This window comes from Acrocarpospora phusangensis (genome assembly GCF_016862995.1).
GTDB classification, from domain to species: Bacteria; Actinomycetota; Actinomycetes; order Streptosporangiales; family Streptosporangiaceae; genus Acrocarpospora; species Acrocarpospora phusangensis.
On sequence record NZ_BOOA01000014.1, the window covers coordinates 107768 to 130070 of the forward strand.

Below are 22303 nucleotides of genomic sequence, written 5' to 3' on the forward strand. Positions count from 1 at the left end.
GATCACTCCTTCTTCCCGAGCCGGTCCCGCAGGAACGACTCGTGGTCCATGCCGGCCTGGTGGGCGCCGATCTCGGTGATGCGGATCGGGTCCACCGCGGAGATCTTCAGGATGAAGAAGAGGTTGCCGCCGAGGCGGACCATCTCCCGCCAGTCGCGGGCCAGCACCGCCGCCTTCTCCTCCTCGGTCAGGCCGTACCGGTCCAGGTAGGCGGGCTCGTCGGTGCGGAAGGCCGCGCGGTTGGCGGGGTCGCCCAGGCCCATGGCCATCTTGTTGAGGCGGTAGCCGCGGAGCTGGCGTGGCCGGTCCAGGAGGGGCGTGTCCGGAATGCGGTCCGGCTCTTCCATCTCTTCCATCTCTTCCATGGGGGGTTCCTCCCTCAGGCCGAGGCGCGCCAGCCGCCGTCCGCGTAGACCCTGCGGGCGACCTCGGCGTACGGGACCGGGCTCACCGTGGCGCCGACCTCGACCTGCGCGTGCTCCTCGACGGTGAGCTTGGCGGTGCCGCCGCCGGGCTCCCCCCACACCAGGGTCACCTGGGCGCCCGGCTCGGCGTGCTCGGCGTCGAGCATGGCCAGGGTCAGCATCCGGCGCTCGTTCCAGCTGTAGCCGATCCAGGTCGAGATGCCGGCGGGTTCTCCGTTGACCGTCACCAGGTCGTACGGATGCATCGAGTAGACCGCGGAGGGGAACTCGAACCATTTGGCGGGCAGCCCGTGTTCGAGCTGGGAGTTCATGGCCTGGAGGAAATCGGGGGCGTCCAGGGCGAGGGTGACCTTCCTGCGGTGCGGGCGGGTCGCCATGGCCTCCAGGGCCTCCCGGCCGACGAAGTCGTGGTCGAACTTGACGAACGGGCCGTAGCCGAGGTCCCACGGCGTCAGGTAGTAGTCCTCGACGCGGTCGGACACGAAGCTGCCGCCGATGGAGGCCGCGGCCTCGTAGCCGTCGGCCGGGAGCCACTGGCGGTAGCTCTTGAGCGCGTCGCCCGTGTAGATCGCGGGCAGGGGCGAGGGGATCCAGCCGGACTCCAGGGTGTTGGTGGAGTACGCCCGGCCGCCCACCAGGCGCATGCCGTACTCCCGGCCGGCCTCGACGAGCGCGCGGTGGATCTCCTCGCCTTCGGTCCACGGCCCGAACAGCTCGTAGCCGGGCTGCCCGGCCATGCCGTGGCGGAGCGCGCGCACCGGTCGGCCGGCGATGGTGACCGTCGTCATGTGGAAGAACTTCAGGTCCGGGGCCGGCCCGCCGGTCGCCTTCTCGATCACCCTGGCCGCGTTCGGCCCCTGGATCTGGTACCGGTACGACGTGCGGTTGAACGGATCCGGCCGGGCCGCGGAACGCTCGTCGAGGGTCACGCGCACGTCGTGGCCGCCGGTCTCGGCGTGGAAGCGCACCCAGTTCAGGGCCGGGATGCGGCCGACCAGGTTGAAGGTGTCCTCGGCCAGGTGGAAGAGGATGCCGTCGCCGATGACGTAGCCGTCGGGCGTGCACGGCACGTACTGCTTCGCCGTGTTCACCGGGAACCTGGCGAAGCTGTTCACCCCCAGGGACGACAGCAGTCTGAGGGCGTCCGGGCCTTCGACCAGCAGTTCCGCCATGTGGTACGACTGGTTGAACAGGACGCAGGTGTGCTGCCAGGCGTGCTGCTCGTCGCGCCAGTTGGTGTACTCCGGCGGCACCCCGGGGTAGACGTTCGGCCCGGCGGGGAGATTGCGCAGATGGTCCGCCGGGTTCGCGACTCCGTGGAGAACGTCTTCGAGGCTCTTGCGGGTCATGTGTCTCTCCTTGCTGATAGGCGAGGCGCTGCTAGTCCCGGTCCGCGTCATCGGCGTCTGCGTCGGCGGCGTCTACGTAGCGGACGCCGAGGCGGTCCAGGGTGGCGCGCAGGCCGTACAGGTCGAGGCCCAGGACGCCCTCCCGGAACTTGTCGCGTCTGGCGGCTTCGGCGGCCATCCGCGCGGTGGCCTCCCCGGCCACGGCGGGCGCGTCCCGGCGGGCCACCACGAGGACTCCGTCGTCGTCGGCCACCAGGACGTCGCCGGGACAGACGCGCGCGCCGGCGAGCACGACGGGCACGTTCACCGAGCCGGGGCTCGCCTTGACCGTGCCCTGCGCGCTGACCGCCCGCGACCAGACGGGGAAGCCCATCGCGGTCAGCTCCCGCACGTCCCGCACGCCCGCGTCGATGACCAGCCCGGCCACGCCGCGGACGCGCAGCGCGGTGGCGAACAGCTCGCCGAACATCCCGTCGTGGGACAGCGACGTGGTGGCCACGGCCAGGATGTCGCCGGCGCCGCACTGCTCGATCGCGGCGTGGATCATCAGGTTGTCCCCGGGATGGCTGAGCACGGTGACCGCGCGGCCGGCGATGCGCGCCCCCGAGTAGATCGGGCGCAGCGCCGGCGAGAGCAGCCCGCGCCGGCCCATGGCCTCGTGCGCGGTGGCCACCCCGGCCTCGGCGAGGACTTTCACGGCCGCCGCGTCCGGGCGGGCCTTGGTGCGCACGATGACGTGCCCGTCGCTGAAGCCGCTCATATCAGCTCGTCCCCGACCACGGGGAACACCCGCTGGAACGCCTCGGCCTGCACGACGCCGGCGGGCGCGCCGTTCCGCCTGGCCTGGACGCCTCGCCGCCGCCCCAGCTCGGTGTAGTACTCGATCAGGTGCCCCTGGGCGGACATGACCTCCATGGCCTTGCGCTTGCGGTCGAACACCGGCGTGACGTCCAGCAGCAGGTTGGGCGTGAAGCCGCACACCTCCGGCTGGTGCGGTTCGAACATGAGCACCTGCGTGGCGCCGATGGGCGTGCCGGCCGGGTCGTGCCCCATCGCCTGCGCGATCATGCGCGTGCGCAGCGCCGTCGCGTGGGCGGTGTCGTGGTCGAGGTTGTACGGGTCGTTCGCGACATGCGTCAGCAGCACGTCCGGCCGCGCCTCGCGCAGGGCCGCGACGATCCGGTCCCGGTCCCCGTCGGCCACCGTCAGCGGGTAGTCGCCCAGGTCGTAGAAGTCGACCCGCACCCCCAGCGCGGCGGCGGCCGCCTCGGCCTCCTCGCGGCGCACCCGCTTGACCGTCTCCATGTCCATGCCCGGCCGCGACCACAGACCCTGCGACTCGCCCCGCTCGCCGAAACTCAGGCAGATCACCCGTACGGCGTCGCCCCGCGCCGCCGACAGCGCCAGCGCGCCCCCCGCCCGCCACACGAAGTCACCGGAATGCGCGGTGACGGCCACGATCGAGCGAGGCGTCCGAGATTCGGTCATGTCTCCGCTTCCCGCTTCCGCCGGACGAGGATGCGCCCCCGGCCTGGTCCCCCGGGGCTGGTAAGGACGTTACACACGGCCCGTCGAGGCACGGATTGCGCAATTGACGCGCTCCACGTAGGACACATGACGTAGAGCCGCGCGGGTCAGATCGGGGGCGAGACCAGCCCTTCGCGCATGGCCACGAGCACCGCCTGCGTGCGGGAACGCAGCCCCAGCTTGCCGAGCAGGTTGCTCACGTGTGTCCGCGCCGTACGCTCGCTGATCACCAGTTCGGTGGCGATCTCCCGGTTGGAGCGGCCCTGGGCGATCAGCACGAGCACGTCCCGCTCCCGGCTGGTCAGCGCGGCGACGCCGCTGTGCGGGGCCCGCATCTTCTGGGCCAGCCGCCGGGCCACGGCCGTGTCCAGGAACACCTCGTCGTTGGCGGCGGCGTAGATCGCGGCGGCCACCTCGGAGGGGCCGGCGTCCTTGAGCAGGTAACCGGCCGCGCCGTTGGCCAGGGCGGCGTGGATGCGCTGCACCTCGCCGAAGCTGGTCAGGATGACCACCCGCACGCTCGGGAAACGCCTGGTGATCTCCGCAGTGGCCTCGACGCCGTCCATCTTGGGCATCATCAGGTCCATCAGCGCCACCCTCGGCAGCGGCTGCCGCCGTACCTTCAGGGACTCCAGGCAGTCGAGGGCGTCCCGTCCGTTGGCCGCCTCCCCGGCCACCTCGACGTTGTCCAGCGCCTCCAGGTACGCGACGACGCCCCGCCGTACCACGGCGTGGTCGTCCACCACGAGGACTCCGATGGTGCCGGCGTCCGGCTGCGCGGTCATGGACGCCTCGGCCTACGGGCGGTCGGGACCCGGTGGAGTTCCGCCGGCAAGGAGGGAGGAAGCGGGAGTTCCAGGCGGACGACGGTGCCCTCGCCGGGGCCGGAGCGGGTGGTGAGCACGCCCGCCCAGCGGTCGGCGCGTTCCCGCATCGCCGTCATGCCGAAGCCGCCCTCCTCCGCGGGCAGGCCGGCCAGGCCGCACCCGTCGTCGGCGATCTCGCAGGTCAGCCGCCGCCGGGTGCGGCGTCCCGTCAGCCCCGCGGTGATGGTGACGACCGAGCCGTGCGAGTGCTTGACGCTGTTGTGCAGGGCTTCGGCGATGACGCGGTAGGCGTCCTCCCGCAGCTCCGGCTCCAGGTCGTCCAGCTCGTGCCGCGGATCGATGATCGACAGCCGTACGTCGAGACCGGTCCTGGCCGTGGTCGACTCGGCCAGGGCGGCCAGGGCCGCGGGCAGCCCCTGGTCGGCCGACGGGGTGGGATGCAGCTCGGTGACCATCGCCCGCAGGTCGCCCAGGACCGCCTTGGAGATCTGGCCGAGTTCCCCCGCCACCCGCATCACGTACGCCGAGTCCACGACGCTGCCCCGGCCGGACAGCATGCCGAGGGACTCCACCTGCATGCCCATGGAGAAGACGTGCTGGACCACGGAGTCGTGCAGGTCCCTGGCCAGGCGCTGCCGCTCCTCCCGCCGCGCCACCTCCCGCTCCCGCTCCAGCAGGCTGGCGTAGTGCACGGCCAGCGCCGCCTGGTCGGCCATCGCCAGCAGGAAGTCCAGGGTGGTCCCGCCGATCTCCTGGCCGGGCGCGTAGAAGGCGTTGAGGATGCCGACCGGCTCGCCGTGCACGAGTAGGGGCACGCTCGCGAACCAGTCCCATTCCGGCGCCCGCATGAGGTCGCGCAGGGGCGCCCAAGCCGGGTCGGACATGACGGCGTCGTATCGGTGCGGTACGACGACCGGCTTCCGCGACGTGAACGCGTCGATCATCCGCAGCTCGGCGCCGGCCTCCGCGCACTCCAGGAGCAGGTCGAAGAAGTTCGCCGCCTCGCCGAACCCGGCCACGCCCATCAGATCCAGCGAGGGGACTGCTGAGCCTACCCTGCGGGGGAGTCGCCTCCCTGATATAGTTCTGGTGTTCGAAACGGGCAGGGCTTGTCCGTCGCCTACCTCAAGCGGGGAAAGCGAGAAGCCGCTTCCTTCAGGGAGCGGAGGAGTCACGACCTGGAAACGTTCCCGGGCGGAGTTGACGGTCAGGATCTGCACGCTGGCCAGGGCGTCGGCTTCCAGCACCTCGTTGGCGAGCGCGTCCAGGGTGCTGCTCAGCGAACGTTTGGCGGCCACGCGGCTCGCCGCGCTGGCGATCGCGGCGAGCCGCCGCTGGTGGCGCCGGCTCTCGGTGACGTCCTGGAAGACCACCAGGCGATCACCCCGGCCGGTCAGCCGCGTGATCCGGTACGCGAACTCGCGGCGCGTCCCCGACGGCGGCTCCCACCCGGTGACGCCTTCGGTCTCCGCGTCGTCCGCGCCGAACGGGGACGCGGCCCCCGCGACGCCGGCCGCCTCGCAGAGCCGTACGGCGGCCGGGTTGGCCTGGACGAAACGCCCGGCCGGGTCGATGACGGCGATCCCGTCCGGCGTCCGCTCCAGCAGAGCGCCCGCGTCGAAAACCGGAGCCGCGTCCACCACCGCCGACGTCCTCCTCGCTGGGCCGCCTCACCGGAACCCATGATGCCCCCGTTCCCCTGCGGGGGCACTACTTCGGCCGCGACGGCGACGCAGAATACGCCATTTGACGTAGGCGAGATGGCCGCCACACCCATGCCCGCGCACCCCGGGCGCTCTACCGTCGGAACACCCGCATCTCCCCAGGAGGATTCGATGGAGTTCCTCGTCCGCTTCGAGACCCGCCTGCCGGACGGCATGGGCGACGCGGAACGCCTGCGCCTGCGGGACGCGGAACGCGCCCGGGCGATGGAGCTGCGGGAGGCCGGGATCCTGAAACGGCTCTGGCGGGTGCCGGGCCGCCGCGCCGTCGTCGGCCTGTGGGAGGCCCCCGACGCCACGGCCCTGCACGACGCGCTCGCGTCGCTGCCGCAGTTCCCGTGGCTGGACGTGACCGTGGAAGCCCTGGCCACGCACCCGCAGGAGGCCTGACCCTACGTCGATTGTCGTGCTCCGGCTAGGACGGGCGCGGGCCCGAATGCCGTCATCCGCGCCGTTTCCGGGAACGCGCCGATGCCTACCGTCGGTGGGGACCCTCCGGCGAAAGGCCCGCGATGCCCCTGCCCAGCGTGGCCGCTCCCGCGCTCGCCCAGGCGTTGAACACCGTCAGCTACGAGATCCTGCCGCTGCGGAGCGCCGAGGAGTCGGTGCTCGCCCACGTCCCCCGCACCATCCCGCTGACGATCACCACGACCGAGGCGAAGGGCCTGGCGCCCACGCTGGACCTGGCGCGGCGGCTGGCGGGCAGCGGCTACTCGGTCTCCCCGCATCTGGCGGCGCGTCTGGTGAGGGACAAGCGGGAGCTGGCCGACATCGTCGGCCAGTTGCGGGAGGCGGGGGTGGACAGCGTCTTCGTCATCGCGGGGGACGCGGCGGAACCCGCCGGCTGTTTCCCCGACAGCCTCGCGCTGCTGGAGGTACTGGAGGTGAACGGGCACCACTTCCGGCGGATCGGGATCGCCGGCTACCCCGAAGGCCACGCCGGCATCAGCCGGGAGCTGATCGACCGCGCGCTGGAGCGCAAGGCCGGGCACGCGACGCATGTCATCACCCAGATGTGCTTCGACGCGGCCACGACGGCCGCCTGGGCGCGCGGCCTGAAAGCGCGGGGGATCGGGCTGCCGATCCACGTCGGCCTGCCCGGCGCGGTCAACCGGCAGCGGCTGATCCGCATCTCCGCCGGACTCGGCCTCGGCCAGTCGGCCCGCTTCCTGCGCAAGCAGCGGGGCCTGCTGTGGCGTTTCCTGCTGCCCGGCGGCTACCGGCCCGACCGGCTGGCCGTACGGCTGGCGCCGCGCATCCCCGACCCCGGCGACGAGATCCGGGGGTTCCACCTCTTCACGTTCAACGAACTGGAGCGGACCGAGGCGTGGCGCCGTGCGCTGCTGGCCCGCATCACCGACCTGGAGCACCGATGACCAGCTATGAGCAGACCGACGGGCAGTGCGTGCTGACGCTGTCGTGCCCGGACACGACGGGCGTCGTCTTCGCCGTCGCCGGATTCCTGTACGAGCGGCGCTACACGATCGTGCAGTCCCAGCAGTTCGAGGACCCCGGCACCCGCACCTTCTTCATGCGCGTGCAGTTCGCGCACGAGGACGGGCACGCGCTCTCCGTCACCGGCCTGCGGGAGGAGTTCGAGGACGTCGCGGCCCGGTACGGGATGACCTGGCGTCTCGTCGGCGCGCACGAGCGGCAGCGCGTGCTGATCATGGTGAGCCGGTTCGGGCACTGCCTCAACGACCTGCTCTTCCGCAACTCCCTCGGCGAGCTCAACCTGGACGTGGCGGCGGTCGTCTCCAACCACCCCGATCTCGCGCCGCTGGCCGTCGGCCACGGCGTGCCGTTCCAGCACATCCCGATCTCGCCCGCCACCAAACCGGAGGCCGAGGCCCGGCTCCTGGAGCTCGTCCGGGCCGAGCGCGTCGACCTGGTCGTCCTGGCCCGGTACATGCAGATCCTCTCGCCCGAACTGTGCAAGCACCTGGACGGCCGGGCGATCAACATCCACCACTCCATGCTGCCCAGCTTCAAGGGCGCGCGCCCCTACCAGCAGGCCCACGAGCGCGGCGTCAAGTTCGTCGGCGCCACCGCGCACTACGTCACGCCCGACCTCGACGAAGGCCCGATCATCGAGCAGCAGGTCACCCGGGTGGACCACTCGATCAGCGCCGAGGAGTTCGCCGCGCGCGGCCGGGAGGTGGAGTGCCGGGCGCTGGCCCGCGCCGTACGGTGGCACACCGAGAACCGCGTGGCCCTCAACGGCCACAGAACCGTGGTCCTGCGCTGATCATTCCGCTCGGCGGGCGCAGCCCGGCAGCCGCCGGGCGACCTCGGCCGGGATGGATCATGTGTGTCCTTTGACCCAGATCGGAACCACCGCCGCCGAGCCTCGCGTACCGGTACGCGAAAGTCCGAAAACCACTGAACACAAGGACATGACATGCGTACCACCATGAAGAAGAGATTGGCCCGGATCGCCCTGCTGGCCGCCGGCTTCACCGCCCTGGCCACCACGCTGGCCGCGCCCGGCCACGCTTCCTCGGCCGCGTCGGCCGGCACCGTGGGCCTCGCCAACGGCAAGGTCACCTACACGGCGGGCGTGGGCGGGATCAACAGCGCGTCGATCACCGTCTTCAACGGCCTGATCGCCGTCTTCGACACCGAGCCGGTCAACCCGCTCCCCGGCTGCCAGCGGCTCACCCCGCGCGCGGTCACCTGCGGGGCCGTGGCCAGTGAGTTCGCCGCCAACCTGGGCGACATGAACGACGTCTTCAGCGTCGGCGTCTCCTTCCCGGGCACCGTCAACGGCGGGGCCGGCAACGACAGCCTCATCGCCAGCACCAAGTCCCCCGCGGGCCGGGCCATCACCTGGATCGGCGGCACCGGCACCGACACCGTCTCCTACAAGAGCAGCGAGCTGTCGGTGCGGGTGAGCCTGGACAACCGGGCCAACGACGGCCGCAACGTCGACTCCGACAACGTGCGCGACGACGTGGAGAACATCGTCGGCACCACCCTCGGCGGCGACTTCCTGATCGGCAGCGGCGCCGTCAACCGCATCGACGACGCCGGCGGCTCCGGCGACAAGATGTTCGGCCTCGGCGGCAACGACCAGCTCCTGGCCAAGGACCTGGCCAAGGACAGCGACCTGGACTGCGGCCTGGGCGTCGACTCGATCGTCATCGACAAGAACGGCCTCGACCCGGAGCCGGTCAGCTGCGAGACCATCGAGCGCTTCTGATTCCCCTCCCTCCGGCGCCCCAGCCCATCCCGGGCTGGGGCGCCGTTTCCGTTTCCAGGGTCTTGCCGACGATTACTCGCCTACGTATACTCGTGTACGAGCAAGTGACTGAGAGGCAGGAACGATGGCGAAGCGGCGCAAGGTGGCGAACCTGATGGCGCTGGCCGTGCTCTCGTCGGTCGCCGTCCGGCCCATGCATCCGTACGAGATGGCCGCCGCCCTGCGCGGCTGGAACAAGGACCACGACATGGGGATCAAGTGGGGATCCCTCTACACGGTCGTCGGGAACCTGGCCAGACACGGGCTGATCGAGGAAGTGGAGAGCTCCCGCCAGGGCCGCCGCCCCGAGCGGACCGTCTACCGCATCACGGAGGCGGGCCGCGCGGAGATGATCGACTGGACCCGGGAGCTGCTCAGCGTCCCGCACGCGGAGTCCCCGCGCTTCCGGGCCGGCCTGTCGGTGATGGCGGTCCTCGGCCCCGACGAGGTGATCGCCCTGCTCACGGAACGGCTCGCGGAACTCGACCGGCAGGTCGCCGACCTGAAGGCGGCCCACGAGGCCCACAGCGCGGAGGTCCCGCGCCTGTTCCTCATCGAGATGGAGTACGACCTGGTCGTCCTGGAGGCCGAGACCGCCTGGGTGCGCGCCCTGCTGGGCGAGCTGACCGGGGGCGCCTTCCCCGGCCTGCGCGAGTGGCGGACCTTCCACGAGACCGGAGAGATGCCCGACGACCTGCGGGAACTCGCCGAAAAGAAGATTAATTAGTCCTGGTGGCGGTGCTGGAACACCGCCACCAGGAGACCAGCGAACCGGCCGGACGGACGGCCCGAAGGTGGCAACCCGAGGATAACGGGTCCCCTCCCCGGCCGGTTCGAGCGCACATCGACCGCTCAGGAGGAGACATGAAGCACGTAGCGATCATCGGTGGCGGCATCGCCGGACCGGTCACCGCGCTGGCCCTGCGCAAGGCGGGCATCGACGCCACCGTCTACGAGGCGTACCCGGCCGCCGCCGGCGGCCGGGGAGGCACCATCGCCCTGGCCCCCAACGGCGTCGCCGCCCTGGACATCGTCGGCGCGGGGGACGCGGTCCGCGCCGCCGGCCGGCCCAGCTCGCGGATGGTCATGACCGTCGCCAGCGACAGGCGCATGGAACTGCCCGCCGTGGCCGACGCCGGCCCGCTCTACGTGGTGGCCCGCGCCGACCTCCACCGCGCCCTCAACGACGAGGCCGCCCGCCAGGGCGTCAAGGTCGAGTACGGCAAACGCCTCGTCGGCGCCGACCGCACCACGGCGCTCTTCGACGACGGCAGCAGAGCGGACTTCGACGTCCTCGTCGGCGCCGACGGCGTGCACTCCACCGTGCGCCGGCTCATCGACCCGGCCGCGCCGGGACCCCGGTGGACCGGCATGCTCGGCTTCGAGGGCCTGTCCTCGTACGAGGTGCCGGAGGACCCCGAGACCATGGTCTTCGCCTTCGGCAGGAAGGGCTACTACCTCTACTGGCCCGCGCCCGGCGGCACCACCTGGGGCGTCAACCTCCCGTACGACCGGCCGTTGCCGCTCACCGAGGCCCGGAAGACGCCCGCGGGGGAGTGGATGCGCAAGCTGCGCGACACCTACGGCGACGACGTCCCCGGCGGAGACCTGATCCGGCACACGCCGGTCGAGTCGCTGCAGGCGACGGGTTCGCTGTACATCATGCCGAGCGTCCCGCACTGGCACCGCGACCGCATGGTCCTGGTCGGCGACGCCGCCCACGCGCCGTCCAACAGCTCCGGCCAGGGCGCGTCCCTGTCCATCGAGAGCGCCGTCCAGCTGGCCCGCTGCCTGCGCGACATCGACGACGTGCCCCGCGCGTTCGCCACGTACGAGCGGCTGCGCCGCGCCCGCGTGGAGAAGGTCGCCGCCCGCGCCAGGCGCATCAACCACAGCAAGACGCCGGGCCCAGTGGCCCAGCGCGTGATGCCGGTCCTGATGCCGCTCATGCTGAAGACGGTCATGAAGCCGGAGAAGACCCTCGGCCCCGAGCAGCTCTACCGCATCCCGTGGGACGCCCCCGTCACCCGCGACGCGGCGGCCTGAGCCGACGCGGCCGATCTGGCCGAAGGTTGGTGCCTCCCATGGGTTGTCTTCCGGACGGCCCGGGGAGGTACCCCGGACAGCGGCGGACGCGGGCGGACGGGGGCGTTCACAGGTGGTCGGGCCATGAACTCGGGCGGGCTGGCAGCGGCGGCGGATGCCGTACGGGAGGCGGATCTGCTCGCCGCCCGGATGCAGATGGCGCTCTCCCTGGGCTGGCACATCATCCTGGCCTGCCTGGGCGTGGGCATGCCCGCCATCACGCTGATCGCCGAATGGCGCGGCCACGTCACCGGCGACCCGCGCTACCGGCTGCTGGCGCGGCGGTGGGCCCGCGCGATGGGCGTGCTGTTCGCGGTCGGCGCCGTCTCCGGCACGATCCTGTCGTTCGAGATGGGCCTGCTCTGGCCGGGCCTGATGAGCACGTACGGCCAGGTCATCGGGCTGCCGTTCGCGCTGGAGGGCGTCGCCTTCTTCATCGAGGCGATCTTCCTCGGCATCTACCTGTACGCCTGGGACCGCCTGCCGCCCATCCCGCACCTGCTGGCCGGCGTCCCGATCGTGCTCGCGGGCGTGGCGAGCGCCTTCTTCGTCGTCACGGCGAACGCGTGGATGCAGCAGCCCACCGGGTTCTCCGTCGAGAACGGGCGCGTCGTGGCCGTCGACCCGTGGGCGGCCATGTTCAACCCGGCCACCCCGCCCCAGACCGTGCACATGATCCTGGCCGCCTTCATGGTCGCCGGGTTCGCGATGGCGAGCGTGTACGCGGTGGCCATGCTGCGCGGACGGCGGGACCGCTACCACCGGACGGGCTTCCTGCTGCCGTTCGCGGTCGCCGCCGCCATCACCCCCGTGCAGATCGGCGTGGGCGACTGGGCCGCGCACTTCGTCGCCGACAACCAGCCGGTGAAGCTGGCCGCCATGGAGGGCGTCTTCGAGACCGGGCGCGGCGTCCCCCTCCACCTGGGCGGCATCGCGGTCGACGGGCAGCTGCGGTGGGCGCTGGAGATCCCCAACGGGCTGTCGCTCCTGGCCCACTGGGACCCGGACGCGGAGATCGTCGGCCTCAACGAGACGCCCCCGGCCGACCGGCCGCCCGTCAACGTCGTGCACTGGGCGTTCCAGATCATGGTGGCGATGGGCTTGGCGCTGCTGGCGCTCGCCGTGTGGGCCGCGGTGTCCTGGTGGCGGCACCGGGAGATGCCCCGTTCGGCCTGGTTCCTGCGGGCGTCGGCCCTGTCGGGCCTGGCCGCCGTCCTGGCCCTGGAGGCGGGGTGGGTCGTGACGGAGGTCGGCCGGCAACCCTGGATCGTGTACGGCGTGCTCCGCACCAGGGACGCCGTCAACCCCGCCCCCGGCCTGGTGTGGGGCTTCGTCCTGGTGTCCGTGATCTACGTGGCCCTCACGGTGGCCTCCGTCTACGTGCTGCGGCTGCTCGCCCGCGGCCGGCCCGTCCCGGCAGCCCCGCAGGAGTCCGACGTCACCGGCTACCCGGTGACCTGACATGGCCGAGCTGATGCTGGCCGTCATCTGGCTCGGCCTCACCGCGTACGTGCTGTTCGGCGGCGCGGACTTCGGCGCCGGGGTGTGGGACCTGATCGCCGGGAACGAGGAACGCGGCCGGGCCCAGCGCGGGCTGGTCGAGCACTCCATCGGCCCGGTCTGGGAGGCCAACCACGTCTGGCTCATCTTCGTGATCGTGCTGACCTGGACCGGCTTCCCCGGGGTGTTCGCCGCCGTGGCCTCCACCCTCTACATCCCGCTGACGCTGGTGGCGCTCGGCATCATCGCGCGCGGGGCCGCGTTCGCGTTCCGCAAGGTCAGCGAGGAGCTGTGGCAGCGCCGCCTGTTCGGCGCGACGTTCGCCTTCTCCTCGCTGGTCACGCCCTTCTTCCTGGGTACGGTGGCGGGCGCGCTGGCCTCGGGACGGGTCCCGCCCGGCATCGCCCGCGGCGACCTGGTGACCAGCTGGCTCAACCCGACCTCGCTGGTCGCGGGGGCGCTCGCGGTCGGCGTCACCGCGTACCTGGCGGCCGTGTACCTCACCAGGGACGCCCAGCGGGGCGGGGAGACCGCGCTGGCGGAGACCTTCCGGGGGCGCGCCCTGGCCGCGGGGGCGGTGACCGGGGTGCTGTCGGCGCTCGGCCTGGTGGTGCTGCGCGCGGACGCGCCGGCGCTGTTCCGCGAACTGACCTCGGGTCGCGCGCTGCCCCTGGTGGCGCTGTCCGTCGTGGCCGGCGTCGTCTCCCTGGTCCTGCTCTGGCGCCGCGCCTACCTGGCCGTACGGGTGACCGCCGCGCTGGCCGTGATCGGATTGCTGTGGGGGTGGGGGGTGGGGTGGTACCCGTGGCTGCTTCCCGGGGTGAGCGTCCGGGACGGTGCCGCGACCCCGGCCGTGCTGACGGTCACCCTCTGGGCGATGGCGGGGGGAGCGGTGCTGCTGCTGCCCTCCCTGTGGTGGCTCTACACGACCTTCCAGCGCGCGCATCCGGCGGACGGTTCCGATTCGAGCACGCCCGTGTAGGCGGACACGGTCTCGGCGGCGATGCGGGTCCAGCCGTACCTGGCCCTGGCGCGGTCGGCGCCCGCGATGCCGTACGCGGCGCGGCGTACCGGGTCGCCGAGGAGTTTGCGCACCGCGCGGGCCAGGATGACCTCCTGCCGGGGCGGCACCAGCAGGCCGGTCACGTTGTTGACGACCGTCTCCCTCTGGCCGCCCACGCACGAGGCGATCACCGGCGCCCCGCAGGCCATCGCCTCCAGGGCGACCAGGCCGAACGGCTCGTACCAGGGCACGGTGACCACGGCGGCGGCCGCCCGCATCAGCGCGGGCACGTCCCGCCTGGCCACCTCGCCGACGAAGGTCACCCGGTCGGCCACGCCGGCCCTGGCGGCCGTCTCCCGCAGCCTGGCGATCTCGGGGTCGCGGTGCAGGCCGTCCAGCGGCGGCCCGCCCGCCACCACCAGCTCCATGCCCGGCAGGTACGGCAACGCCCCGATGACCGTGTCCACGCCCTTGCGCGGGGCCGGCCGCCCGAGCGACAGCAGGCGCGGCCGGCGCGGGTCGTACACCGGGCGGCCGTCCGGGCGGAAATGCTCGAGGTCCACCCCGCACGGCACGACGTGGACGCGGTGCCGGGGCACGCCCATCCTGATCAGCTCGTCCACCTCGTCGGGGCAGGCGGCGACGACGGCGGCGGCCGTCCCGCCGATCCGCGCCTCGGCGTCGATCCTGCCCGGCGCGCCGGGGATGTCGCCGGGGATGTCGCCGGAGATGTCGCCGGAGATGTCCTGGTGGCGGCTCTGGACCGTGGCGAGCGCGTGGCAGGTGTGCACGACGGGCACGCCCAGCGGTCCGGCCGCGTCGAGCGCGGCCAGGCCGCTCATCCAGGCGTGGCTGTGCACCACGTCCGGGCGGTCGGCCCGGAATCGCCGCTCCAGCCAGGACGAGAATTCGGAAATATCCGGAATATCCCCGGCCGGGTCATCGGGCATGCGCGCGACGGTCACGCCGGGAGCGGGCGGCGCGTCGTCCCCGCGGAGGTAGACGGTCACCTCGTGGCCGAGCCCGGCGACGGCCGCGGCCAGCGCGGTCACGTGCACGTTCCGGCCGCCCGCGCCGGCCCCCGCCAGCGGGGGAACCATCGCGATCTTCACCGGGCCGCCTCCAGGAAAACGTGCCGGGCGGGGATTCTCAATTCGACCACCTCCGGGATGTTCAGGAATCAGGGAGGTGCGAGCTAAGTGCACCTTATCCGCGCGGATCACCGCCAAAACGGAGGGTTCAGCCGATTGTTTCCGGGGGAGCGTTCCGGCCGGTTCGCGGGGAATTGCCGCGCCGCGCGGGACGCCCGTACATGGCCGAGATCGAAACGCCGCCGATTTATTTTGCGGAAAAGTGAAGAAGAGCGGAGATCGGCTATCGCCCAGCGCCGAGTTCCCGGAGCGGCAGGGGGTATTGAGGGCGTAACGGGGGAGGTCGGCGATGGTCGACGAGTGGTTCGGGCAGGGCTGGACACAGGTCGCGAACTTCGGGGTCGCGTTCCTGCTGTCCTCCGTCATCGGCCTGGAACGCGAGATCAAGCAGAAGGCCGCCGGCCTGCGCACCTACACGGTCGTCGGCATCGGCGCCGCCCTGTTCACCCTCCTCAGCAAGTACGGCTTCGCCGACGTCATCCACCCCGGCCGGGTCGTCCTGGACCCCTCCCGGGTGGCGGCCCAGATCGTCTCCGGACTCGGCTTCATCGGCGCGGGCCTCATCTTCGTCCAGCGCGGCTCGGTGAAGGGGCTGACCAGCGCGGCCGCCATCTGGATGACCGCCGCCGTGGGCGCGGCCGCCGCCGCGGGCCTGACCCTGCTGGCGGCGCTCACCACCGTCGCCTACTTCGCCGTCGCGTACGCGGTCCGGCCGCTCTCGCACCTGCTGCCCCGGCTCGCCGAGCGGGAGACGCACTTCCGCGTCACCTACCACGAGGGCCACGGCACGCTGCGCGACCTGGTGGATCAGTGCGTCCAGGCGGGGTTCTCCCTCACCGAGCTGACGACGCTGAGCGCCATCGGCGCACGCCCGGAGCAATGGCCGCGCAGGGCCGCCCCCGAGGCCCCGTCCGAGCCGCCCGAGCCGTCCGAGCCGCCCGAGGAGGGGAGGACCGTGCAGGTGGCCCTCACGGTCTCCGGCCGGGGAGACACGAACGCGCTGGCCGCCCAGCTGGGCTCCGTCTCCGGCGTGCTGGCCTGCAAGAAGATGGAGAGCGACGACGACTGAACGCCGTCCCGGCCGCCCTGTTCTCGGGGCCGGAACGGCGTCCGGTGTGCTCAGCGGGTGCTCAGCGGGTGCTCAGGGCCTCAAGCAGGTCGCCGACCCGGTTGTTCGGCATCGCACGGGCCACGTCCGCCAGGGTGACGATCCCGGCCAGCCGCTTGCCGTCGATCACGGGCAGCCGCCTGATCTTGTGGTCGGCCATGGTGCGGAGGACCTGCATCGCGTCGTCGTCCGCGCCGATCGTCACGGGCTTGCCCTGCGCGAGCTCCTCCACCAGGCAGGACTTCGGGTCCTTGCCCTGGGCCAGCACCTTGACCACGATGTCGCGGTCAGTGATCATCCCCTTGAGCCGGTCGTCGTCGCCGCAGATCGGCAGAGCGCCGACACCCAGCCGCGCCATCTTCTCCGACGCCTCGTTCACGCTCTCGTGCATGCCCGCGCACTCCGCGTTCGGGGTCATGATCTCTCTTGCGGTAGGCATACCTTCCTCCAGGTGTCTTGGATGAAAGCTGCTTCTCCTGTCCCACGCTACTCCGGCGGCCGGCGCAGCCCGTCGATGGCCTGGCGGAGGCTGACCTCCAGATAGCTGATGCGGTCGGTCGCCTGGAGGAGGGTGGCGCCGCCGGTGATGGCGGTGAGGATCTCGGTGGCGGCGTCGTCCGCGTCGACGCCCGCGCCGATCTCGCCGCTTTCCCGGAGGGCGCGGACGCCGGCGGCGATGTGGGCGTGCCAGCGCTCGTACAGGTCGGTGATGATCTCGCGGACGGCCGGGTTGGCCATGCCCAGCTGGGCCGTCAGGGCGGTGAGGGGGCATTTCTGGCGCTGCGCGTCGTACCGCTCGATCACGCGCAGGCGCCAGGCCTCCCATTTGGGCCAGGAGGTCAGGTCGCCGAGCATCGGCTGCTGCTCGGCCAGCACCTGCTCGGCCTCGTAGGTCGCCACGGCCAGCAGCAGGTCGGCCTTGCCGTCGGCGAAGTAGTGGAACAGCTGGCTCTTGCTCGTCGCGGTGGCCGCGCGGATGTCGTCCAGCCCCACGTTGGCGGGGCCGTGCTCCCGCATCAGGAGCGCCGCGCCCGCCACGATGCGCTGCCGGGTGGCGGCGCCCTTCGCCGTGAGCGCGCGCATGTGCGGTCCCTCCGGTGACGTGGCCATGGGCGTACCGAGCCTAGCAGATACTGGACTGCTTGGTCCACTTTGGGGTCCTGTCACGGGCCGGACGCAAAGTATCGCCCCCGGTACGACGGACACCGCGCTGGTCCGGCCGCAGGCCCTCCCGGACGCGCTCTGGCAGGGCTTCGAACGGGCCTGGGGCCCGCTCAACGTCTCCGGTCTCCAGCGCATGGCCACCCCGGAGGAGACCGCCAGGGCCGTCGTCTCCCTGGCCACCGGCGAATTCGGCTACATGACCGGTTCGACCGGCCTGGCCGGCGGCGGTCCCTTCGGCGGCGGTCCCTTCGGCGGCGGCTCGATGAGAATGCCCCCGGGGTTCCCGGCGGCCGGATGAAGCTTTATGGCTATTTGGGTTAAAACGTCTGCTTCTTCAGGGCATGCACCCAGGGTGAACGCACCCTGGGAGGCGGACGGCAGGACCGCCCGCCACACGGCGGTCGGCGGCGCCCTCCTCGTCGCCGCGCTGCTGACCGGCGCGGGGGCGGCCGGGACGGAGGCGCGCGGGCCGTTCCCCTGCTCCTCCCAGGACCACGTGAAACCCACGGTCGTCCTGGTCCACGGCGCCTGGGCCGGCACCTCCAGCTGGTCCGGCGAGGTGGCCGCCCTCACCCGGGCGGGCTACACCGCCAGGGCCGTCGCCAACCCGCTCCGCGGCCTCACCGGCGACGCCGCCACGGTCGCCGACTTCCTGAAGAGCATCCCGGGCCCGATCGTGCTCGTCGGCCACTCCTACGGCGGCTCGGTGATCACGAACGCCGCCGCGGGCCTCCCGAACGTCAAAGCCCTGGTGTACGTCGACGCCGCGGCCCCCGACGTCGGCGAGACCACCGGCGCGCTCAGCGGCGCCACCTCCGACCTGGGCAGGAGCCCCGCCACCCTGTACGACATGGTGCCGTACCCGACCGCGCCCCTCGGCGCCACGGACCTCTACCTCAAGCAGGACGTCTTCCTCCGCTCGTTCGCCTCGGACCTGCCCCGCGACACCGCGCTCCAGCTCTGGGCCGCCCAGCGGCCCGCCTCCACCCGCGCCTTCGACACCCCGTCCAAGGCCGCCGCGTGGAAGACGATCCCGTCCTGGTACTTCATCAGCGGCGGCGACCGGATCATCACCCCGGACTCCGAGCGGTCCATGGCCCGCCGCGCCAACGCGAAAGTCACCGAATTCCCCGGCGGCTCCCATCTGACCCTCATCTCGCACCCGGAGGCGGTCACCGCGGTCATCGGATCCGCCGTCTGTTCCGTACGCCGATAACGCGCCGAAAAGATTTGCCGGAAAATTACTCGGGCCGTGAATCGACAATTCCGCCATGGGCAGGGCGGTGAGTCATTCGGGCGGCGTGCTCCCCGTATCCCGGCTCGCGTTCGTGTGATTAACTGACGTGGGGGCACGGAGCATGAATACGAGACGCCAAACCTCGATCATATCCCGTATCACTTTGTTCACCAGCACGGTGGCGATCCTTTTGTGCGCCACCCTGGCCACCGTGCTCATGATCGCCTTCGACCGGTTCACCGTCACCTCCCTCACCGAGGAGGTCACCGCCGCCGGGGAGCGGGTGGCCATCCAGATGAGCCATGGCCGGCTGGACTTTCCGCTCGCCGACCACAGGGACCGCAACATCCAGGTGGTCGACTCGCAGGGCAAGGTGGTCGCCTCGACCCCGCAGCTCCAGGGCAAGCCGCCGATGGCCACGTTCCAGCCGGAGCGGACGAACGTCGCCACCTCCATGGTGTGCGGCGGCGTCTTCATGCGCAGCCAGTGCGACATCGTGGTCGCCCACCGCGCCCACCGCGGCGACCAGAGCTGGACCGTCTACGCCGCCTCCCCGACGACCCCGCCGTGGGCCGACCCCAAGCTGGCCGTGATGATCGGCGGAGGCGCGGCGCTGCTCGCCATCGGCATCACCTACCTCGGCAACCGTACGGCCACGGCCTCCCTCCGGCCGGTCGCCGCCATCCAGGAGGAACTGGACGCGATCAACGCCGCCTCCCCCGACGGCCGGGTGCTGGTGCCGTCCACCGACGACGAGATCCAGCACCTGGCCCAGAGCGTCAACCACACGCTCGGCCAGCTGCACACCGCGCTGAGCCGGCAGCGCCAGATGGTCGCCGACGTCTCCCACGACCTGCGCACGCCCATCACCGCCCTGCGCGCCGAGATCGAGGACGCCCTCGTCGCCCCCCAGGAGACCAGCGTGACCAAACTGGGCGCCACCCTGATGGGCGGCCTGGAGCGCCTCCAGGCCATCACGCAGGACCTCACGACCATCGCGCGCCTGGACTCCGGCATGGCGGCCTTGAACGAGCCCGTCTGCCTGTCCGAGCTGGTCACCGGCGTGCTCCGCGCCCGCCGGCCGGTCCAGCAGGTCGAGTACGAACTCGAACCCGGCGTCGCCGTGAACGCCGACCGCTCCCAGCTCACCCGCCTGTTCACCTGCCTCGCCGACAACGCGGAACGGCACGCCGCCAGCACGATCAAGGTCACCGTACGGCGCGAGCCGCACGCACTCGCCGACGATCCGCGCTTCGCCGACGGCATCGCGGTGCTGGAGGTGCTCGACGACGGCCCCGGCATCCCGCGGCACAAGCGTGAGATGGTCTTCGAGCGCTTCACCCGGCTGGACGCGGCCCGGACCAGGACGGCCGGTGGCGCGGGCCTGGGCCTGCCGATCGCCCGCCAGATCGCGGAGTCGCTGGGCGGCACCCTGCACATCGAGGACAGCGCCGCCGGCGCCCGGTTCGTCCTCTACCTGCCGAGCGCCGCGCCCGTGGGCGAGCCGGCCAGGCCCCTGCCCGAGGACGTCGGCTAGGCGGTTCCCGCGGCACCCGTATGAATCGCGTCAGTTCTCGCGCTGACCGCGTATGGAAGGCGTCAAGGGCGAAAGAAATCGGCGGATTAGGCGATTTGCTACCTCTGCGGCTCGCCCGACCGGGCGGTCGCGAGGAAATCTGTCCGAGGAGTGGGGATGGCTGACGTCATCTTCGTCGCCCTGACGATCGCGATATTCGCGATCTTCGGGCTTGTCGTCAAGGCGGTGGAGCGCCGGTGAGCGCCATCAACGCGGCCGGGCTCGTGGTGGCCGTCGGCCTGGTGGTCTTCATGGTTGCCGCGATGTTGTTCCCGGAGCGCTTCTGATGAGCATGACCACCGCCGGGATCGTCTTCGTCGTGTCGCTCGCGGTCGCGATGATCCTGGTGCACAGACCGCTGGGCGACTACATGTACCGGGTCTACACCGGCGCCCGGGACACCGCCGCCGAGCGCGTCGTCTACCGCGCCCTGGGCGTGCGGTCCGGAGCCGAGCAGCGCTGGAGCGTCTACGCGCGCAGCCTGCTGGCCTTCTCCGTGATCTCCATCCTGGTCGTGTACGGCCTGCAGCGCGTCCAGGAGCATCTCATCCTGAACGCCGGAATGGCCGCCGTACCCGACCACATCGCGTGGAACACCGCCATCAGCTTCGTGACCAACACGAACTGGCAGGCGTACTCGGGTGAGTCCACCATGGGCCACCTGGTGCAGATGGCCGCCCTGGCGGTCCAGAACTTCGTGTCCGCCGCCGTCGGCATGGCCGTCGCCATCGCCCTGGTGCGCGGGTTCGCGCGCAACCGCGCCGAGACCGTCGGCAACTTCTGGGTGGACCTGGTCCGGGGCTCGCTGCGGATCCTGCTGCCCATCGCCTTCGCCGGCGCGATCGTCCTGGTCGCCGGCGGCGTCATCCAGAACCTGGCCTCCGCGCACGAGCTGACCACCCTCACCGGCGGGACGCAGCACATCACCGGCGGCCCGGTGGCCAGCCAGGAGGTCATCAAGGAACTCGGCACCAACGGGGGCGGCTTCTACAACGTCAACTCGGCCCATCCGTTCGAGAACCCGACCACCTGGACCAACTGGTTCGAGATCTTCCTCATCCTGCTCATCCCGTTCGCGCTGCCGCGCACCTTCGGCCGGATGGTCGGCCAGGTCAGGCAGGGCTACGCCATCCTGGCCGTCATGGCCACCCTGGCCGTGGCCAGCATCGTGCTGACCAACGTGTTCGAGATCGGCGGCCACGCCACCGTGCCGCAGGCCGTCGGCGCCGCCCTGGAGGGCAAGGACGTCAGGTTCGGCGTCTCCAACTCCGCCACGTTCGCCGCCGCCACCACGCTGACCAGCACCGGCGCGGTCAACTCCTTCCACGACTCGTTCACCCCGCTCGGCGGCATGATGACGCTGTTCAACATGATGCTGGGCGAGGTCGCGCCCGGCGGCGTCGGGGCCGGTCTGTACGGCATGCTCGTCCTCGCCGTGATCACGGTCTTCGTGGCCGGACTCATGGTCGGCCGTACGCCCGAGTACCTGGGCAAGAAGATCGGCGCCCGCGAGATGAAGCTGGCGTCGCTGTACTTCCTGGTCACCCCCGTCCTGGTGCTGACCGGCACGGCCGTCGCGATGGGCAACGCGGAGGGGCGCGCCGCCATGCTCAACAGCGGCCCGCACGGGTTCTCCGAGATCCTCTACGCCTTCACCAGCGCCAGCAACAACAACGGCTCGGCGTTCGGCGGCGTCACCGTCAACACCCCCTGGTACGACGTCGCGCTCGGCCTGTGCATGGTGCTCGGCCGGTTCCTGCCGATCATCTTCGTGCTGGCGCTGGCCGGGTCGCTGGCCGCGCAGGCGCCCGTACCGGTGTCGGCGGGCACGCTGCCCACCCACCGTCCCCAGTTCGTCGGCCTGGTGGTCGGCGTGACCGTGGTCCTGGTGGCCCTGACGTTCCTCCCGGCCCTCGCGCTCGGCCCGCTCGCAGAAGGAATCAGCTAGACATGTCTTCCCAAGCGCTCGAAACCCCGAGCCGTACCCGGGCGAAAGTGGGCGGCGGGCTGCTGGACCCCAGGCAGCTTCTCACCTCCCTGCCGGACGCCTTCCGCAAGCTGAATCCGGCCACGCTGTGGCGCAACCCGGTCATGCTCATCGTCGAGATCGGCGCGGTGTTCACCACCGTGCTCGCGGTCCTCGACCCGTCCTTCTTCGCGTGGGCCATCGCCGGGTGGCTCTGGCTCACCGTGCTGTTCGCCAACCTGGCCGAGGCGGTCGCCGAGGGGCGCGGCAAGGCCCAGGCGGCGACGCTGCGCGCGGCCAAGCGCGACACCACGGCCCGCCGGCTCAGGGGGCAGAACGGTCCCGACTGGGACACGGTCGGCGCGTCCGAGCTCCGGCAGGGCGACCTCGTGGTCGTCCGGGCCGGGGAGATCATCCCCGGGG

Annotated in this window: 23 protein-coding genes and 1 pseudogene; 15 read left to right on the plus strand and 9 right to left on the minus strand. The window is 71.7% G+C overall.

Features of this window, described 5'->3' with window-relative positions; all coding sequences use genetic code 11:
• Positions 1-2: 2 nt before the first annotated feature.
• The 6 genes from Aph01nite_RS11305 to Aph01nite_RS42110 form a co-directional block, all read right to left on the minus strand.
• Complete coding sequence (locus tag Aph01nite_RS11305; RefSeq protein ID WP_204040760.1) at positions 3-365, minus strand: hypothetical protein; 363 nt, start codon at positions 363-365, stop codon at positions 3-5.
• Between the two features lie 14 nt (positions 366-379).
• On the minus strand, positions 380-1774 hold the full coding sequence (desA, locus tag Aph01nite_RS11310; RefSeq protein ID WP_204040761.1) for a syringate O-demethylase: 1395 nt from the start codon (positions 1772-1774) through the stop codon (positions 380-382).
• A gap of 31 nt (positions 1775-1805) precedes the next feature.
• On the minus strand, positions 1806-2534 hold the full coding sequence (locus tag Aph01nite_RS11315) for a 4-carboxy-4-hydroxy-2-oxoadipate aldolase/oxaloacetate decarboxylase (RefSeq protein WP_204040762.1): 729 nt from the start codon (positions 2532-2534) through the stop codon (positions 1806-1808).
• On the minus strand, positions 2531-3262 hold the full coding sequence (locus Aph01nite_RS11320; RefSeq protein WP_204040763.1) for a PIG-L deacetylase family protein: 732 nt from the start codon (positions 3260-3262) through the stop codon (positions 2531-2533). The genes Aph01nite_RS11315 and Aph01nite_RS11320 overlap by 4 nt, the downstream gene beginning before the upstream one ends.
• Positions 3263-3408: 146 nt before the next feature.
• Positions 3409-4086 carry a response regulator gene (locus Aph01nite_RS11325; RefSeq protein WP_204040764.1) on the minus strand — a complete coding sequence of 226 codons (678 nt, stop codon included), beginning with the start codon at positions 4084-4086 and terminating at the stop codon, positions 3409-3411.
• A complete protein-coding gene (locus Aph01nite_RS42110) occupies positions 4083-5771 on the minus strand; it encodes an ATP-binding protein (RefSeq protein ID WP_204040765.1) in 1689 nt (562 codons plus the stop codon). The genes Aph01nite_RS11325 and Aph01nite_RS42110 overlap by 4 nt, the downstream gene beginning before the upstream one ends.
• Positions 5772-5963: 192 nt before the next feature.
• Between Aph01nite_RS42110 and Aph01nite_RS11335 the strand changes: the two genes are divergently transcribed.
• The 8 genes from Aph01nite_RS11335 to Aph01nite_RS11370 all read left to right on the plus strand — a co-directional run bounded on the left by Aph01nite_RS11335 (position 5964) and on the right by Aph01nite_RS11370 (position 13657).
• Positions 5964-6239 (plus strand): muconolactone Delta-isomerase, encoded by a 276-nt coding sequence (locus tag Aph01nite_RS11335; RefSeq protein WP_204040766.1) that lies wholly within the window; start codon positions 5964-5966, stop codon positions 6237-6239.
• Between the two features lie 122 nt (positions 6240-6361).
• On the plus strand, positions 6362-7225 hold the full coding sequence (locus Aph01nite_RS11340; RefSeq protein WP_204040767.1) for a methylenetetrahydrofolate reductase: 864 nt from the start codon (positions 6362-6364) through the stop codon (positions 7223-7225).
• Entirely contained in the window at positions 7222-8097 is an 876-nt protein-coding gene (purU, locus tag Aph01nite_RS11345) for a formyltetrahydrofolate deformylase (RefSeq protein ID WP_204040768.1), read from the plus strand. Before Aph01nite_RS11340 ends, purU begins: the two co-directional genes overlap by 4 nt.
• Positions 8098-8250: 153 nt before the next feature.
• A complete protein-coding gene (locus Aph01nite_RS11350; protein WP_204040769.1) occupies positions 8251-9051 on the plus strand; it encodes a hypothetical protein in 801 nt (266 codons plus the stop codon).
• A 124-nt stretch (positions 9052-9175) separates the two neighbouring features.
• Positions 9176-9817, plus strand: a complete 642-nt coding sequence (locus Aph01nite_RS11355; protein WP_204040770.1) for a PadR family transcriptional regulator — start codon at positions 9176-9178, stop codon at positions 9815-9817.
• A 137-nt stretch (positions 9818-9954) separates the two neighbouring features.
• Positions 9955-11136, plus strand: coding sequence for an FAD-dependent oxidoreductase (locus Aph01nite_RS11360; protein ID WP_204040771.1), 1182 nt, complete (start codon positions 9955-9957; stop codon positions 11134-11136).
• Between the two features lie 123 nt (positions 11137-11259).
• Positions 11260-12636 carry a cytochrome ubiquinol oxidase subunit I gene (locus Aph01nite_RS11365; protein ID WP_204040772.1) on the plus strand — a complete coding sequence of 459 codons (1377 nt, stop codon included), beginning with the start codon at positions 11260-11262 and terminating at the stop codon, positions 12634-12636.
• 1 nt (position 12637) lies between these two features.
• Entirely contained in the window at positions 12638-13657 is a 1020-nt protein-coding gene (locus Aph01nite_RS11370) for a cytochrome d ubiquinol oxidase subunit II (RefSeq protein ID WP_204040773.1), read from the plus strand.
• Here Aph01nite_RS11370 and Aph01nite_RS11375 read toward each other — a convergent pair.
• Positions 13597-14790 (minus strand): glycosyltransferase, encoded by a 1194-nt coding sequence (locus Aph01nite_RS11375; RefSeq protein WP_239161584.1) that lies wholly within the window; start codon positions 14788-14790, stop codon positions 13597-13599. The two genes, Aph01nite_RS11370 and Aph01nite_RS11375, sit on opposite strands and share 61 nt — an antisense overlap.
• Positions 14791-15118: 328 nt before the next feature.
• On the opposite strand from Aph01nite_RS11375, the gene Aph01nite_RS11380 reads away from it, so the two are divergent.
• Positions 15119-15898 carry an MgtC/SapB family protein gene (locus tag Aph01nite_RS11380; RefSeq protein WP_204040774.1) on the plus strand — a complete coding sequence of 260 codons (780 nt, stop codon included), beginning with the start codon at positions 15119-15121 and terminating at the stop codon, positions 15896-15898.
• Between the two features lie 61 nt (positions 15899-15959).
• On the opposite strand, the gene Aph01nite_RS11385 is transcribed toward Aph01nite_RS11380, so the two are convergent.
• Complete coding sequence (locus Aph01nite_RS11385) at positions 15960-16376, minus strand: CBS domain-containing protein (protein ID WP_204040775.1); 417 nt, start codon at positions 16374-16376, stop codon at positions 15960-15962.
• 47 nt (positions 16377-16423) lie between these two features.
• Positions 16424-17020: a TetR/AcrR family transcriptional regulator gene (locus tag Aph01nite_RS11390; protein WP_204040776.1), complete on the minus strand. Its 597-nt coding sequence runs from the start codon at positions 17018-17020 to the stop codon at positions 16424-16426.
• Positions 17021-17045: 25 nt separating this feature from the next.
• Here Aph01nite_RS11390 and Aph01nite_RS11395 point away from each other — a divergent pair, with 25 nt between their 5' ends.
• The 6 genes and pseudogenes from Aph01nite_RS11395 to Aph01nite_RS11425 form a co-directional block, all read left to right on the plus strand.
• Positions 17046-17399 carry an SDR family NAD(P)-dependent oxidoreductase gene (locus Aph01nite_RS11395; protein ID WP_204040777.1) on the plus strand — a complete coding sequence of 118 codons (354 nt, stop codon included), beginning with the start codon at positions 17046-17048 and terminating at the stop codon, positions 17397-17399.
• Positions 17400-17453: 54 nt separating this feature from the next.
• Positions 17454-18317 (plus strand): alpha/beta hydrolase, encoded by an 864-nt coding sequence (locus Aph01nite_RS11400; protein ID WP_204040778.1) that lies wholly within the window; start codon positions 17454-17456, stop codon positions 18315-18317.
• Between the two features lie 184 nt (positions 18318-18501).
• Positions 18502-19875, plus strand: coding sequence for a sensor histidine kinase (locus Aph01nite_RS11405; protein WP_204040779.1), 1374 nt, complete (start codon positions 18502-18504; stop codon positions 19873-19875).
• Between the two features lie 236 nt (positions 19876-20111).
• Positions 20112-20201, plus strand: a complete 90-nt coding sequence (gene kdpF / locus Aph01nite_RS11415) for a K(+)-transporting ATPase subunit F (protein WP_204040780.1) — start codon at positions 20112-20114, stop codon at positions 20199-20201.
• Positions 20201-21862 carry a potassium-transporting ATPase subunit KdpA gene (gene kdpA, locus Aph01nite_RS11420; RefSeq protein ID WP_204040781.1) on the plus strand — a complete coding sequence of 554 codons (1662 nt, stop codon included), beginning with the start codon at positions 20201-20203 and terminating at the stop codon, positions 21860-21862. The genes kdpF and kdpA overlap by 1 nt, the downstream gene beginning before the upstream one ends.
• Positions 21863-21864: 2 nt before the next feature.
• Positions 21865-22303 (plus strand): annotated as a pseudogene (locus Aph01nite_RS11425) (potassium-transporting ATPase subunit B); the annotation flags it as partial.